The organism is Sphingomonas populi (assembly GCF_004208535.1).
GTDB classification, from domain to species: domain Bacteria; phylum Pseudomonadota; class Alphaproteobacteria; order Sphingomonadales; family Sphingomonadaceae; genus Sphingomonas; species Sphingomonas populi.
On record NZ_SGIS01000029.1, the window covers coordinates 32,365 to 47,662 of the forward strand.

16 protein-coding genes are annotated in these 15,298 nt (G+C 66.5%); 7 read left to right on the plus strand and 9 right to left on the minus strand.

The features are described 5' to 3' along the window. The first annotated feature begins 193 nt into the window (after positions 1–193). The 3 genes from EWE75_RS17070 (at position 194) to EWE75_RS17080 (ending at position 4,616) form a co-directional block, all read left to right on the plus strand. Positions 194–2,557, plus strand: coding sequence for a TonB-dependent receptor (locus tag EWE75_RS17070; protein WP_130159313.1), 2,364 nt, complete (start codon positions 194–196; stop codon positions 2,555–2,557). Between the two features lie 76 nt (positions 2,558–2,633). Next, positions 2,634–3,875 (plus strand): cytochrome P450, encoded by a 1,242-nt coding sequence (locus EWE75_RS17075; protein WP_130159314.1) that lies wholly within the window; start codon positions 2,634–2,636, stop codon positions 3,873–3,875. A 6-nt stretch (positions 3,876–3,881) separates the two neighbouring features. Further along, positions 3,882–4,616, plus strand: coding sequence for an SDR family NAD(P)-dependent oxidoreductase (locus tag EWE75_RS17080; protein ID WP_130159315.1), 735 nt, complete (start codon positions 3,882–3,884; stop codon positions 4,614–4,616). Here EWE75_RS17080 and EWE75_RS17085 read toward each other — a convergent pair. From EWE75_RS17085 to EWE75_RS17125, 9 genes are read right to left on the minus strand one after another with little or no spacing between them, the layout of a single operon-like run. Next, positions 4,613–5,146, minus strand: coding sequence for a HupE/UreJ family protein (locus EWE75_RS17085; protein WP_130159316.1), 534 nt, complete (start codon positions 5,144–5,146; stop codon positions 4,613–4,615). The two genes, EWE75_RS17080 and EWE75_RS17085, sit on opposite strands and share 4 nt — an antisense overlap. A gap of 11 nt (positions 5,147–5,157) precedes the next feature. Beyond that, complete coding sequence (gene ureG / locus EWE75_RS17090; protein WP_130159317.1) at positions 5,158–5,781, minus strand: urease accessory protein UreG; 624 nt, start codon at positions 5,779–5,781, stop codon at positions 5,158–5,160. Beyond that, a complete protein-coding gene (locus EWE75_RS17095) occupies positions 5,778–6,530 on the minus strand; it encodes an urease accessory protein UreF (protein ID WP_231708418.1) in 753 nt (250 codons plus the stop codon). The genes ureG and EWE75_RS17095 overlap by 4 nt, the downstream gene beginning before the upstream one ends. Continuing rightward, the gene (locus EWE75_RS17100; protein WP_130159318.1) at positions 6,466–6,957 is read right to left on the minus strand and encodes an urease accessory protein UreE; all 492 of its coding nucleotides are present in this window, start codon (positions 6,955–6,957) and stop codon (positions 6,466–6,468) included. Before EWE75_RS17100 ends, EWE75_RS17095 begins: the two co-directional genes overlap by 65 nt. A 14-nt stretch (positions 6,958–6,971) precedes the next feature. Further along, positions 6,972–8,681, minus strand: a complete 1,710-nt coding sequence (ureC, locus tag EWE75_RS17105) for an urease subunit alpha (RefSeq protein WP_130159319.1) — start codon at positions 8,679–8,681, stop codon at positions 6,972–6,974. Further along, positions 8,681–8,989 (minus strand): urease subunit beta, encoded by a 309-nt coding sequence (locus EWE75_RS17110; RefSeq protein ID WP_130159320.1) that lies wholly within the window; start codon positions 8,987–8,989, stop codon positions 8,681–8,683. The genes ureC and EWE75_RS17110 overlap by 1 nt, the downstream gene beginning before the upstream one ends. 14 nt (positions 8,990–9,003) lie before the next feature. Beyond that, positions 9,004–9,306: an urease subunit gamma gene (locus EWE75_RS17115; protein ID WP_130159321.1), complete on the minus strand. Its 303-nt coding sequence runs from the start codon at positions 9,304–9,306 to the stop codon at positions 9,004–9,006. Between the two features lie 3 nt (positions 9,307–9,309). Further along, on the minus strand, positions 9,310–10,128 hold the full coding sequence (locus EWE75_RS17120) for an urease accessory protein UreD (RefSeq protein WP_130159322.1): 819 nt from the start codon (positions 10,126–10,128) through the stop codon (positions 9,310–9,312). Then, entirely contained in the window at positions 10,125–11,384 is a 1,260-nt protein-coding gene (locus tag EWE75_RS17125) for a lipase family protein (RefSeq protein ID WP_206364798.1), read from the minus strand. Before EWE75_RS17125 ends, EWE75_RS17120 begins: the two co-directional genes overlap by 4 nt. Before the next feature lie 196 nt (positions 11,385–11,580). Here EWE75_RS17125 and EWE75_RS17130 point away from each other — a divergent pair, with 196 nt between their 5' ends. From EWE75_RS17130 to EWE75_RS17145, 4 genes are all read left to right on the plus strand, one after another. Next, positions 11,581–12,762, plus strand: coding sequence for an MFS transporter (locus EWE75_RS17130; RefSeq protein WP_165388430.1), 1,182 nt, complete (start codon positions 11,581–11,583; stop codon positions 12,760–12,762). Between the two features lie 67 nt (positions 12,763–12,829). Further along, positions 12,830–13,633, plus strand: a complete 804-nt coding sequence (locus EWE75_RS17135; protein WP_130159324.1) for a D-glutamate cyclase family protein — start codon at positions 12,830–12,832, stop codon at positions 13,631–13,633. Next, positions 13,630–14,487: a phytanoyl-CoA dioxygenase family protein gene (locus EWE75_RS17140; RefSeq protein WP_130159325.1), complete on the plus strand. Its 858-nt coding sequence runs from the start codon at positions 13,630–13,632 to the stop codon at positions 14,485–14,487. The genes EWE75_RS17135 and EWE75_RS17140 overlap by 4 nt, the downstream gene beginning before the upstream one ends. Continuing rightward, positions 14,484–15,281: an SDR family NAD(P)-dependent oxidoreductase gene (locus EWE75_RS17145; RefSeq protein ID WP_130159326.1), complete on the plus strand. Its 798-nt coding sequence runs from the start codon at positions 14,484–14,486 to the stop codon at positions 15,279–15,281. Before EWE75_RS17140 ends, EWE75_RS17145 begins: the two co-directional genes overlap by 4 nt. Positions 15,282–15,298 lie beyond the last annotated feature (17 nt).

A 15,298-nucleotide genomic window follows, 5' to 3' on the forward strand; every position in this document is an offset into this window, starting at 1 on the left:
AAACGCGCGACGTCGCCGGAAGCGCAACGAGAAAAACAAACCAACGCCGCATACCAGCGACCACGCCGGTCGCGTTCGATACGCCAGGACGAACAGCGTCCGCCAATTGGTAAAAGCCGATGGCGGCGAAGCTCAAAGGCCCGCTTTCCCAAGCGGCTAATCATGCGACACGACTTTGGCAAAGGGGTATATGATGGCGGACTACACAGCGTTCGGGGATGACCGGGCAAAGCGCCGGTGGCACTTGGTGGCAGGCCTGCTGGCGGCGACCGCGCTGGCATCGCCGGCACATGCGGCTTTGGCCGAAAGCGCCCCTGCGACGCCCGAAGCGCCGGCGCAGCCCGCCGCATCGAGCAACGACACCGGCGGCGATATCGTCGTCACGGCCCAGCGGCGCGAAGAGTCGGTCAGTCGCGTGCCGATTTCGATCGCCACCTACTCCCGCGAGTTGATGGACCGCGAGGGTATCCGCCGCATCGACGACATCGCGCGCCTGACTCCGGCGCTGCGCTTCACTCAGACGAGCGGTGTGACCGGCAACAACAGTTCGAACATCGTGCTGCGCGGCGTTGCTTCCGACGTCGGGTCTTCCACTACCGCGATCTATATCGACGATACGCCAATCCAGATTCGCAACGTCGGCTATTTCGGAGGCAATCCCTATCCGCGCGTGTTCGACCTGGAGCGCGTGGAAGTGCTGCGCGGCCCGCAGGGGACATTGTTCGGCGCAGGCGCGGAAGGCGGCGCGGTTCGCTTCATCACGCCGCAGCCGGACGCCGACGCCTTCCACATGTACAGCCGGGCGGAAGTTTCGACCACCAAGAACGGCGCGATGAGCGGCGAGGCCGGTCTTGCCGTCGGCGGGCCGGTGACCTCGACCTTGTCGATTCGCGCGAGCGGCTGGTATCGACGCGATGGCGGCTATATCGACCAGGTGACGCCGCAGACCAACACGGTCATCGCCAAGGACATCAACAGCGAGCGGACCTACGCGACCAAGGTCGCCCTCACCTGGAAGCCGATCGATGGTCTGTCGCTGACACCGGCGATCTACTACCAGAAGATCGAGAGCAACGCTCGGAGCAATTACTGGGAAGGATACGGCAATGCGTCGGATTCCGACTATAAGACTGGCGTTTATCAACCGGAGCCGACGAGCGATGGTTTCACCCTTTCATCGTTCAAGGCGCAATATGATTTCGGGCACATATCGTTCATCTCGAACACGTCTTATTTTGATCGGCAGCAGAACCAGACGCTCAATTACCTGAACTATTTCTCGTTCCTGCGCTCCGGAAGCCCGTTCGGCACATATGCCAACAAGCAAGCCAGCAATGCAGATGATTTCCTCAAGACGCGGCAGCGTAATTTCGTCCAGGAAGCGCGGTTGCAATCGTATGACAACCGGCTGATCGACTGGACCGCGGGTGTCTACTACGCGCGAACGATCCAGTATTTCACCAACTATACCGCATCGGGGCGCATTCCCGGCATGCTGGTGAACGGCTTCAAACAATATGCCGGCAAGTACAGTTTCGTCGAACTTCTGAGCGCACGTGATCGTCAGATCGCCGGCTATGCCAGCGTCGATATCAAGCCGGTCGCGAAGCTGAAGATCACGCTGGCGGCGCGCTACACGCATAATGATTTCACCTTCATCGATACCAGGGATGGCCCGACCAATTCGGGGGTACGCACCACGTTGACGCAATCGCAGAGCGAAGGGGCGTGGACGCCGCGCTTTAACGTTTCCTATCAACTCGATGCGAACAACCTGCTTTATGCGACCGCCAGTAAGGGTTTCCGTCCCGGTGGGGCGCAACCGCAAGTCAACCCGGAATTCTGCGCGAACGATCTTAAGACGCTTGGTCTGACCACAAGTCCGTCCGGCTATAAATCCGATTCACTGTGGAGCTACGAGGCGGGTTCGAAGAATAAACTGTTCGGTGGTAAGGTAAATCTTGATTTGAACGGTTATTATATAAAGTGGAAGAACATCCAACAGTCGCTGCGATTGCCGACCTGTAGTTTCAGTTTCATCAGTAACCTCGGTTCGGCGACAGGCAAAGGCGCCGAGGTTTCGGTGTCGGTGCAGCCCGTGCCCGGCGTGACGATCGGCGGCAACGTCGGTTACACGCGGATGACCTACGATGAGAACATCTTTGGTGGCAACGGCCTGTTGCTGCGCGCCAAGGATCAACGCATCGGAGGTCCGCTCTGGTCGGGTCTTGTGTACGGCCAGGTCGACCGCCCGATCAGCGAAAACGTCAACGGCTATGCCCGCGTTGATTACAGCTTCGCGAGCAAGAACATCCAGTCGGCGATTTCCGGCACGTTCGGTTATGACTCGGGTCTCTATGCGCTGAACGGCACGAACTTCGTCTCAGCGCGCCTCGGGGCGCGGGTGAAGGGCCTCGACATATCACTGTTTGTCGACAATCTGACGGATTCCCATGATGTGCTTGCGCGCAATCATGACGGTGCCGGTTCGTCGCTCTATTACGATCAGAGCTTCCGGCCACGCACCTTCGGCCTGACCGGGCAGTTCCGCTACTGATCGAGACCACCCCGACGCGAAAGCTGCGGTGAGATCTATCCTCACCGCAGCTTTCCGAATGGCAAGCAGAGGCAATATGACCGCTCGCGACCGCGTTGCTCCGATCAAAGCAGGCGCGGCGCCGGCCATCGCGGCCTCGCGCGTGACGTCCGATCTCGATCCATTCTCGCCGGCGTTTCGCGCCGACCCGTTCACAAATTATGCCCAGCTTCGCGCGCTCGGGCCGCTAGTGTGGCTTGAGCGGTACAATATCTGGGTGGTGTCGCATCATGCGCAGGTGCGTGCGGTGCTGAACGATTGGCAGACTTTCAGCAATGCCGCTGGTGGTGGGCTGACCAACCTGTTCCTCGAAGAGAATTGGCGGCCGCGCAGCATCATCCTAGAGGTCGATCCGCCCGAGCATGAGCGCACACGCCGCGTGCTGATACAGGTGATGAACGCGAGCGCGCTCAAGGCGATGAAGCCAGGGTTTGAGGTCGTTGCGCAGCGGTTGATCGCGGCGGCGCTCGACGCGCGGGACATCGAGGCGGTCGGCGATCTCGTTCAGCCGTTTCCGCTCACCGCCTTTGCCGATGCTGTCGGCATGCCGCCGCTGGAGCGCGAGAAGATGCTGATCTACGGCGGCATCGTCTTCGGCGCGTTCGGTCCGCGCACTGCATGGTACGACAGGCTGATGGAGCAGGCCGTCGAGATCGGTGCCTGGATCGAAGCGCATTGCGAGCGCAGTGCGCTGAAGGCGGACGGGATCGGCGCAGATATCTATGCGGCAGCCGACGCTGGCGATATCAGCAACGCCGAGGCGAAGCTGCTGGTGCGCTCGCTGCTGTCGGCGGGCGTGGACACCACGATCGATTCGATCGGGCTGTGCCTGCGCGCGCTCGCCGAGCACCCCGACCAATGGGCGCTGCTGCGCGCGGACCCCAGGCTTGCGCGCAACGCCTTCGAGGAGGCGACGCGCTATGACAGTTCCAGCCAGAGCCTGTTCCGCACCACCACCCGCGACGTCGCGTTCGAGGGCCAGCGGCTTGGCAAGCACGCCAAGGTGCTGGTGCTGATCGGCTCAGCCGGGCGCGACCCGGTGCGGTGGGAGGAACCAGGACGATTCGACATCCGCCGCCGCATGACGCATCAGATCGGTTATGGCACTGGTATCCACGGCTGTGTCGCTCAGATGATGGCGCGGCTCGAAGGCGAGATCTTCTTTGGTGCGCTCGCCAAGGCCGTGGGACGGCTCGAACTGACCGGGCCATCTGAACTGCGGCTTGAGCCCGGCTTGCGCGGACTTGCGCGGCTGCCGATGCGCGTCACGCGGCCATGATCTGAAATGGCGAGTATCGTTCTGATCGGCGCGGCCGCGACCGGAATAGCGCAGGCAAGCGTCGCGATGTTCCGGGCGCGCGGTGACGACGTGCTGGTCGTCGATGCCGACCCCGCGCTAGGACTGGCGGACGGGGCGGGGCGCTGTCATATTCTCGCCCGCGACTTCGACGATCCCGCAATGCCCAGGGAAGCGATCGCGCTGGCCGCCGATCTGCACGGCGGCATCGATAGTCTCATCGTGGCCGCCGGGGCAATGCACGCGGCGACGCTCGCCGATTGGACGCAAACGGCATGGGACGCGGTACACGCCGTCAACCTGCGGCTGCCGTTCTTCGTCGCACAGGCAGCGGCACCGTATCTCGCCGCTTCGGCAAACCCCGCCATCGTCTTCGTCTCATCGACCGCGGCCCGGCGCGGGCAACCGCAGACCGCGCCCTATCAGGCCAGCAAGGCCGGGCTGTCTGCGCTGGTGCGCGGGCTTGCCGCCGAACTCGGACCAGCCGGAATCCGCGTCAACGCGGTGCTACCGGGTTGGATCGAAACCCCATTCAGCAACGCCTTCTGGCAGACGAAGGCGGACCCGGCGGCGGCGCGCGGCGCTGTCGAGCGCCGTATCCCGCTGCGGCGCCAGGGCAAGGCGGGCGAGGTCGCCGCCGTGATCGGGTTCCTCGCGTCGCCGGCGGCATGCTACGTCACCGGCACCGAAATCGTGGTCGATGGCGGGGACAGCGCGGTTTAATCGCTCTGTCGTGCGCCGGATGCACGTGTCCAGCGTGTCAGAGCCGTCCCGGCGATCAGGCCCAGCCCGTGGAGCGCCGCCGTCGATACCAGCATTCCGGCGGCGAAGGCGAACGCATCCCCGCTCGCCTCGCTGGCATGGGCATAGCCGTGGGCGGTGGCGAACACTGCAGTCAGCCCGGCCGCCAGCGGCAATGGCATGCGGCGACCGGCCAGCAGGCCCGCCAACAGCATCGGCGACGACACCAGCACGATCGCCTCTACAGACGCCCCTGGCAGCATATAGCCGAGCGCGAAACCAAGCGAGAGGCCGCCCAGGAACGCCACCGGCAGCGCCAGCAGTGCGCGCGGGAAAACGAAGGCAGCCCATACGCCAACGAGCAGCATCGCCGCCAGATGATCATACCCCGTAAGGGGATGCAGCAGCCCGCCTAGCATGCCGGCGTCCTCGCCGTGCCCGGGATGCGCGAATGCCGGGGTGGCGATCAGTACCAGCGCGGCGGCCGGGATCGAACGAGTCAGGAGACGCATGCTACTTCCTTTCAGACTGGCAGGGGGGTGAGGCCGCCGCGCGCGACGATGAACTCGGCGACGGCGCGGGGACCATCACCGGCGCGCACGTTGGCGAAGAGGAACGGGCGCTCGCCGCGCATCCGCTTCGAATCGCGGTCCATCACCTCAAGGCTCGCGCCGACCATCGGCGCGAGATCGATCTTGTTGATAACGAGCAGATCCGATCGGGTGATGCCGGGGCCGCCCTTGCGCGGAATCTTGTCACCGGCGGAGACGTCAATCACGTAGATGGTCAGGTCGGCGAGTTCGGGGCTGAACGTCGCGGCGAGATTGTCGCCGCCGCTCTCGATCAGGATCAGGTCAAGCCCCGGGAAACTGGCGTTGAGTCGGTCTACTGCGGCGAGGTTCATCGAGGCATCCTCGCGGATCGCGGTGTGAGGGCAGCCGCCCGTTTCCACGCCGAGGATACGCTCGGGCTCCAGCGATCCGGCCCGCACCAGGAACTCGGCGTCCTCGCGCGTGTAGATGTCGTTGGTGATCGCGGCGATCTGATGGGTATGGCGGAAAGCGCGACACAGGCCGTCCATCAACGCGGTCTTGCCGGAGCCGACCGGTCCACCGATGCCGACGCGCAGGGCCGAAGATACAGTCATGTGCGGAAGAGCCTCGTATATTGGGTTTCGTGCGCCATGCAGGCGATTTCCGAGGCGAGCGCCATGCCGCCGATCTGGGTGAAGGGATCGTCCTCCGGCGGCAGCGCGGCGGCGCGCGTCGCGGCGGCAAGCAGCACGGGTTTCAGGCCGTGCAGGGCGCGCTGACCATCGCTTTGGCCGAGCGGCACCAGCCGTTGTGCCGCCGAGACCAAATTGGCTGCCACGCCATGCGCGAAGCCCGCGAGCGCGGCGGCCAGCGGCATAGCCTCATGTGCCATCAGGCAGGCTGCGGCGACCGGATAGGCGAGGTGATCGTCGCCGAGCGCATCCAGTGGGGCGAATGCCGCGCCGCCGAGTGTGGTCCGCGCGATCCGTCGGAAAGCACCCCCTTGGGCGACGGTCTCCAGCCGGCGCTCGGCGCCGGTCGCGCTCGCCGTCGTGAGGTCCGCGACCGCGGCGAGCGCGCCGTCGTCGCCCGCGCGGCGCGCGGCGAAGGCGTGGCGGAACAGGACTAGGTCGTTCCACAGCGCGCCGCGTTCGACGAGGTCGGTGATCCACGCGACGGTCGTGTCGCGATCGTGAACGTCGCCGGCCTCGACGGCCCATTCCAGCCCGCCGGAATGCGCGAACGCGCCGACCGGCCACGCCGGCGACATCCAGCTCAGCAGATCGAACAGCCGCGCCTCATCCATGCGCGTGCTCGTGATGATGGTGATGATGATGGTGGCCGCCGCCGGTGCCCTCGGCATAGGCGCCGCCCTCGGGATCGAACGGCGCTGCGATAGGGGTGCAGCGGCCGCCGAGACCCTCGACCATCGCTTCGATGACATGGTCGGCGCGAATTCGCAGCGTTCCGCCGTTGGCGCCCGCCAGCAATTGCGTCGGCAGATGGCGATTGCCGAGATGCCAGGCGATCCGCACCAGCGCGCCCACGTCGGCGGCATCGATGTCCAGCAGCGCTTCGTCCGAAGCGACGACGCGCACGCGCGCGCCATCTTCCAGCAGTAACATTTCGCCGTCGCGCAGATGCACCGCGCGCGGCATGTCGAGCAGCATCGCCGTGCCGCGGTCGCTGTGCAAGACGATTCGCCGTCGGTTGCGATGATCGAAATCGAGCGTGATACTGTCGTCGGCGGTGCTACCGCGCCCAGCTTCGACCGCTGCAATACGAACCATGTCCGGCCTTTCGTTCAAAACAGGAAATAGCGCTGCGCCAGCGGCAACTCAGTCGCGGGTTCGCAGGTGAGCAACTCTCCATCGGCCCGCACTTCATAGGTTTCGGGATCGACCTCGATCACGGGCAGCGCGTCGTTGAGCTTCATATCCGCCTTGCCGATGCCGCGTGTGCCCTTAACCGGCAAAACGGTGCGACGCAGCCCGAGCCGCTCGGCGACTCCGGCCTCGGCGGCGGCGCGTGAGACGAAGGTGATGCACGATGCGGGCATGGCGAGTCCGAATCCGCCGAACATCGGGCGCGCATGGACGGGTTGCGGCGTCGGGATCGACGCATTGGGGTCGCCCATCATCGCGACCGCGATCATGCCGCCCTTGACCACCAGATCGGGCTTGGCGCCGAAGAAAGCGGGGTCCCACAGCACGAGATCGGCGAGCTTGCCGACCTCCACCGAGCCGACCTCATGCGCGATGCCGTGAGCGATAGCGGGGTTTATCGTGTATTTGGCGACATAGCGGCGCGCGCGCAGATTGTCGTTGTCGCCGGTTTCGCCCGCCAACGCCCCGCGTTGCAGCTTCATCTTGTGCGCGGTCTGCCAGGTGCGGGTGACGACTTCGCCGACGCGGCCCATCGCCTGGCTGTCCGAAGACAGTATCGAAAGCGCGCCGAGATCGTGCAACACGTCTTCCGCTGCGATCGTCTCCTTGCGGATGCGGCTGTCCGCGAAGGCGAGATCCTCGGCGATGCCGGGGTCGAGGTGATGGCACACCATCAGCATGTCGAGATGCTCGTCGACGGTATTGACCGTGAACGGCATCGTCGGGTTGGTGGAGGAGGGGATGACATTGGCCAGCCCCGCCACCTTGATGATGTCGGGCGCATGGCCGCCGCCCGCGCCCTCGGTATGGAAGGCGTGGATGGTCCGGCCCTTGAAGGCGGCGATCGTATCATCGACAAAGCCGCTCTCGTTTAGCGTGTCGGTGTGGATCATCACCTGAACGTCATACGTGTCGGCGACGGTCAGGCAGCAGTCGATCGCGGCCGGTGTCGTCCCCCAATCCTCGTGCAGTTTCAGGCAGGCCGCGCCCGCGACGATTTGCTCGATCAGCGCCTCCGGCCGGCTGGCATTGCCCTTGCCGGCAAAGGCCAGGTTCACGGGAAGGCCCTCCGCCGCCATCAGCATGCGCTCGATATGCCACGGGCCGGGCGTGCAGGTTGTGGCGTTGGTGCCGGTGGCAGGGCCAGTGCCGCCGCCGATCATGGTGGTGATGCCAGAGGCGAACGCTTCCTCCACCTGCTGCGGGCAGATGAAATGGATATGCGCGTCGATCCCGCCTGCGGTGACGATCTTGCCCTCGCCGGCGATGATCTCAGTGCCCGGGCCGATGACGATCTCGACGCCCGGCTGGATGTCTGGGTTACCGGCCTTGCCGATCCCGGATATGCGGCCGCCGGTGATCGCGATGTCGGCCTTCCAGACGCCGGCATGATCGAGGATGACGGCGTTGGTGATAACGGTATCGGCCGCGCCCTCGGCCCGGCTCGCCTGGCTCTGACCCATGCCGTCGCGGATCACCTTGCCACCGCCGAATTTCACTTCCTCCCCCAAAATGGTGGAGTCGCGCTCGATCTCGATAAGCAGCGCGGTATCGCCCAGCCGCACGCGATCCCCGACAGTTGGGCCGAACATCTCGGCATAGGCGGCGCGTGGCATCCGGTAAGCCATCAGTCGAGTGCTCCCATCACCGCGCCGCGAAAACCCTGCACGATGCGCGCGCCGCGCAGCGGAACGAGGGCGACCTCGCGGCTCTGGCCGGGTTCGAAGCGCACCGCACTGCCCGCCGGAACGTCGAGCCGCTGGCCACGCGCCAGCGCCCGATCGAACGCGAGCGCCGGATTGGCTTCGGCGAAATGATAGTGGCTGCCGACCTGGACGGGCCGATCGCCGGTGTTGGCGACGGTGAGCGTCGTGACGGGCAGACCCGCGTTCAGCACGTGCTCGCCGGGAGCGGTGAGGATTTCGCCGGGAATCATGCGCGCAGCCTCGCTCACCGGATGGGATGGTGGACGGTCACCAATTTGGTGCCGTCGGGGAAGGTTGTCTCGACCTGGACGTCGTGGATCATCTCGGCGATACCCTCCATCACTTGCGCGCGGGTGATGACATGCGCGCCCGCCTCCATCAGGTCGGCGACCGAACGGCCGTCGCGCGCACCCTCCGTGACGAAATCGCTGATGAGCGCGATCGCTTCGGGGTAATTGAGCTTCACCCCGCGCTCCAGCCGCCGCCGCGCGACCATCGCCGCAGTGGCGATCAGCAGCTTGTCCTTCTCGCGCGGGGTCAGACGCATAGCTCAGCAACTCCAGACGCGGGGCATTGGCGTCTGCCGGAGCACCGCCAGTGCGCGCAGCAGATCGGCACGCAGGATTGCGCCGTCACCGGCGAGGAGACGTACCGCGAGCATCCCGTCCCACGCGCTGGCAGCGCCACGACCCGCCGGCAGCACCGTGCGGACCGGGTCGAGCGCCGCACGCGCATCGTGTGCGACATGCAGGATGGTGGCGAAGGCGCCATGCCCGGCGCCAAGTGCGGGGCGCCGCATCAGCGCGGCGATATCGCCGTCGAGCCGCAGCGCATCGGCATAGATCAGGCGACCGTCGCGCCGAACGCGCCAGCGATCGTCGAATTCGCCCGTCGCCACCGTCTCGCCCATCGCGGCGCGGCCGAGCACGATGCCCTCCAGCACGAGCAGCCGGGCGTCGCCGGCCATGTCGATCTCCAGTGTGCGCCTCAGCCGGGCGCCGTCGAACAGGATCGTCTCCTGCGGCAGCCACTCGGCGGTGGCGCGCGGACCGATCGTCAGGGAGGTTGCGATCGTCGCGGGTTCGCCGATCGCGCGGTAGACGCGCTCGGCGGCCTGGGTGGTCACCGTCAGGCGTGCTTCCGCTTCCCAGCCCAGCGTTTGATCGAGCCGGTCGCCACAAGCGAGTCCGCCGGCCGTGTTCATGAGGATCAGCTCGGCCGGGCCGGTCGTGGTGCGCGGCATCCGGGCGCGCAGGCAACCTTGCTGATACGCCTCGCGCACTACCGTCTTGCCGCCACGCGCGGCGACGCTCAGGCGAACCGTGCCGTGGCTGCGCAACCGCGCCAGCGCAGCCTCGGCCTGGTTCATTGGAACGGCACCCCCGCGCGCGGCGTCTGGACGGGGCCGGGGGGCTGGAGGGTCTTGCAGCTATCCGCAACCGGCCTGCCGGCAAGCAGCGCGCGGGCGAACGGCAGCGAATCGACCAGCGACCCGTTCACCGCACCGCCGTGGCTTAGCCCCGGATAGGTATGCCACTGGATGCGGCTGCCGGCCGCGCACAGCGCCTTCACCGCATCATATTGCCCGGAGGTGCCCGCCATCGAATCGGCAAGGCCAGTGCCGGCGAGGACCGGCACGGTGAGCGCGGCGGCGGGAATCTGAAAGGCCGGCTCCATATCCGCGTCATATGCTTTCACGCCAGCGGTGAAGCTGTTCGCGCCGGTGATGCCCCGCTGTTTGGCGAGCGCGAACATGTCGTGCAGGCAAGCCGTGCGCGCGGCGGTCAGCATCGGCCGGCCCTTGGGCGTGACGATGGTTGCGGGGTCGATGTCGGGGTGCAGCGCGCGGTCGATGCCGCCGACCCGCAGCATCGCGAAGGCACCGTCCATTTTGGTGGGATCGGTGAGGGCGGCATCCTTGCCGAGATAGCCGGTGCCCTTCCGTTCGGCGATCGTCATCACCAGCCCGGTCGCGACGGTGCCGAGAACATGCAGGTCGGGCGCATAGCTTGGCGCCAGATATGTGGCGCCGATCGCGGCGCCGGACCCCTGCGACTGGCCGACGATCAGCACGCGATTGGCGATCGCGCCGGGCCGCGCGGCGATCGCCGCGCGCGCTGCGTCGAGCACCGAGCGGCCTTCCGAGCGCCAGAGCAGATAGGGGTGCATGCCCGGCGTGCCGAGGCCTTCGTAATCGGTCGCGACGACGGCGAAGCCCGCGCCCAGCCAGCGGCCGAGATAGGCGGCATCGCGTGTCGAAGGTCCGGCCCATGACGGTGCGCAGACGTCCGCCACGCCGACGGTGCCGTGCGACCAGGCGACGACCGGCCAACCGCCGGCAGGTGCGCGTCCCTTGGGCAGATAGAGCAATCCCGATACCGCGATCGCGCCGCGTTCGACGCCGCTGGTCGAACTGTAGAGGATGCGGCGCACCGGGGCCGCTTCCGGCAACGCCTGCTCCGGGGCGGGTTCCTCGCGTAGCATGCGTCCTGCTGCGGGAACGGGCGCGGTCCATCGATAGAAAGGCGACGTGCCGCCATCGCCATCGACCTGTTCCGCCACCGGCCCCGGCGCTGCCGAGGCTGCGGTCAGAAGGATCATCAGGGCGGCGAGGATCTGTCTCATGGCACCGCAGGCTATCGACGCGCGCGATCCGGGGCACCCGTAAAGGCGTCACCCCGGCGTTGCCGCTTGGGCAACGCTCACGCACGTTGCTTTTTTTGAACGGCGCGGCGCCAATGATGGCACTCGCTTCCGTCGGCCTCGTGACGGAAAGTGATCTGGCATATAGAAAGGTTCGGCGATGGAGCGAGCGGCGCGAATGCCCTGGGCGATGGTGGCGGTGCTATACGCCTTCGGCCTGCTCGGCATGTCGCTCGTCGGGGTGCTGTCGCCACTCGCGGGGCGGGTGACCGCCGCGCTCGGCGCGCCAAAAGAGGCGATCGGGCTGACCATCGCGCTGTTTTCGCTGCCGCCCGCGATCATCGCGACGTTTGGCGGATCGGTGATCGACCGGATCGGGCCACGGCGCGTCCTGATGGTCGCGCCCCTGCTTCTCGTCGCCACCGATCTGATGCTGGCGATGAGTCCGTCGATCTGGCTGACCGATATCGCCATGCTGGTCGCGGGGTTCGGCTATGTCGGGCTGGTGGTCGCGGTGCCGGCGGCGTTGATGAATACGCTCGACGGCGCGATCCGCGCCCGCGCGATGGCGTTCTGGTCGACGCACGCGCCGGCCGGATTTTCGGCCGGGCTGTTGCTCGCGGTGCCGTTCACCGGCGCGATCGACTGGCGCATCGCCTTCCTGATCCACGCCGGGCTCGTCGCGGTCGTGCTGGTGGCTGCGGGGCTGCTGTTGCCGGCGATGGCGGTGCAGCCGGAGAGTGGCGCGCAGGAAAGCGCGGCGGTGCGGCTGTCGCGCCTGTTCCGTGCCGTACGGGAACCGGCGGCGGTGCGGCTGGCGCTGGCCACGGCGATGCCCAACATGATCTCCTACGGCACCAGCCTCAGCGCGGTCGGCTATCTGTCGCGGATGCACAATGTCTCGTTGGCGGCGTCCGCGACCACGGTTGCGGCGGCAAAGATCGCCGCCATCGTGTTCGGCGGCACCGTGATCGGGGCGTTGCTCGCCCGCAATCTTCCGCCGCGCCGCCTCTTCGTCGCGGTCATCGTGAGCGGGATCGTGGCGCAGGTGCTGCTGTACCTCCCGGCGAGTCCGCTGCCGCTTGCGGTGGCGGGGCTGATGTTGTGGCTTTTTTCGTTCGGTGGCCAGTGCGGCGTGTGCATGGCGATGATGCCGGCGCTCGCGCAGGGCGATCTCAAGGGCGGTGCGTTGGCGGGGTTCGTCAATCAGGCGATCTCGATCGTTTCGTTCCTCACGCCGGCACTCTACTTCGCCATCTCCGGCTGGACCGGCTTCGTCGCGCTGGCGATCGGCGGCTCGCTCATCAGTCTCGTCGCGCTGCCGACGCCGCGCCGCGCCGACGCATCGCCCGCGCGATGACGGGATTGCAACGCCCGGCAGCCGAAAGGGCACAGCTTCGTCAACGCCGCCCTGCTAAAGAGCGGTCATGACCGTTCCCGCAGACAATTTCGATCGCGATGACCCCCGCGCGGTGCGCCGCGCGATCCGCGACGGGCGGTTCACCGGCTTCACCAACCAAGTCGCGCGCGGATATGTGCAAGGCAATCTCGTTGCCGTGCCGGCCGAGCACGCCGCCGCATTCGAGGCCTATTGCCGCGCCAATGCCGCCGCACTGCCGATTCTCGGCATCAGCGCACCGGGCGAGCGGACGCTCCCGGCGATCGCCGAAGATATCGACCTCGCCCGCGATGCCGGCGGCTATACCGTGTTCCGGGACGGCGTTCCGGTCGAGACACCGCGCGACGCGCGTGCGGTCTGGCGCGACGATCTGGTCGCCTTCGTGCTCGGCTGCTCGTTTTCGTTCGAGGCGATCCTGCAGGCGAACGGCGTGCGGCTTCGCCATCTCGACGAGAACGATGTCTCCGCGATGTACGTGACCGATCGCGATACGGTTCCGGTCGGCCCGTTCTGCGGCAAGCTGGTCGTGTCGATGCGCGCGCTGACGCCCGCCGATGCGATCCGCGCAACGCTGGTTTCCGCGCGCTATCCGCAATTCCACGGCCCGCCTGTGTCGCTCGGCTTGCCGGCGGATCTCGGTATCGCGGATCTCGCGGAAAGCTACGGCGGTCATGGCCTCACGCGCTTGCAGCCCGGCGAACTGCCGGTGTTCTGGCCGTGCGGCGCGACCGGCCAGATCGCGGCGCGCGAAGCGCAGTTGCCGATCTGCATCACCCATCACAAGGCACATATGATCGTGACCGATCTGCCGCTTCCAGCAGGTGACATATGACCATCGAAGACCTGATCGAACACTATACCGCGAACGGTTACGTGACGGTGCCCGGCCTCCTCTCCGCCGGCGAACTCGATCGGCTCCAGCACTTGACCAACGCGGTCGAGGCGCGCGCCGAGCATGTCACGCAAGAGGACGAGGTGTTCGCCTTCGACACCGATACTGCCGGCAACCGCATCATCCAGCGCATCAAGAAGCCGAACCGCATCGATCCGTTTTACGCCGCGCTTGCCGCGCATCCGGCGATTCTGGCGGTGGCCGAGCGGCTGATCGGCCCGGCGATCCGGCTCAACCATACCAAGATCAATATGAAGGCGGCCAATGGCGGCGCCGCGCTGGAGTGGCACCAGGATTGGGCGTTCGCGCCGCATACCCACATGGGCACGATCGTGGCCTCGATCATGATCGACGGCGCGAGCGCGGAGAATGGCGCGATGCAGGTGATCCCCGGCAGCCATCTCGGCCCGTTGCTCGATCATCATGACGACGAGGGCTTCTTCGTCGGCGCGACCGATCCGGCGGCGTTCGATGTCGGCAGCGCGGCCCTTCTGGGAGGGCCGCCCGGAACGGTCAGCTTCCATCATCCGCTCACCATCCACGGCTCCAGCATCAACCGCTCCGGCGCGGCGCGGCGTATTCTGTTCTACGAATATGCGGCGAGCGACGCTTTCCCGTTGTTCTACAAGGTCGATTGGGACGAATATGATTCGCGCATCGTCGCCGGGCCTTCGACCTCCGAGGTGCGGTGCGAACCGAATCCGATCAAGCTGCCGTTCCCGTCGCGGGCGGGAAGCTCGATTTACAAGATCCAGCAGGCGGCGAAGATCAAGTATTTCGCGGACGCACAGTGAGCGAGACGACGGCAGGGTGCCCGGTCGCCTTCCTCACCGGCGCGAGCGCGGGCACGGGCACCGAGATCGCCCGCGCGCTGGCGGCTGAGGGGTATGCGGTGGCGGTGCTGGGGCGACGCCGCGATGCGCTTGACGCATTGGCGGCCGAACTGCGCGAGGGTGGCGCGCCAGCGCTAGTTCTGGAGGCGGATGTCCGTGATGCCGTAGCGCTCGAGAACGCGCTGGACGCTTTTCTCGGCTGGTCGGGGGGGCGAGTCGATGTCGTAGTCAATGCCGCCGGCACGACCGGACCGCTGTCCCCGCCGATCGGCGGGTTCGACGTCGTGGCATTCGACGATGTGATCGCCACCAACCTACGCGCGCCGTTCATCGTGCTCAGCCGGCTATTGCCGGTTATGCGCGCCGCCAGGAGCGGGCGTATCGTCAATATCGGCGGCAACCACGGGATGCGTGGGCGCGCCGGGCGATCGAGCTACAGTGCGTCGAAATGGGGGCTGCGCGGGCTGACGCGCAGTGCTGCGCTTGAAGCCGGACCCGATAACGTGACGGTCAATTACGTCGCGCCCGGCCCGGTCGCGGTGCCGCGGATGAAGGCCGCTTGGCGGGCCAATGCCGATCGTGACGGGATCGGCGAGGAAGAAGCGCTGGCGCGCTATGTCGCCAACATGGGTATCCCACTCGGTCGGCCAAGCGAACCGGCCGACGTGGTCGCGCAAGTAATGTTCCTGATCGGGCCGGGCGGCCGCAATATCACCGGCCAGGAAATCGTTGTCGATGGCGGCGCGACGCTCTGACCGAGCGCGCGCCGGTC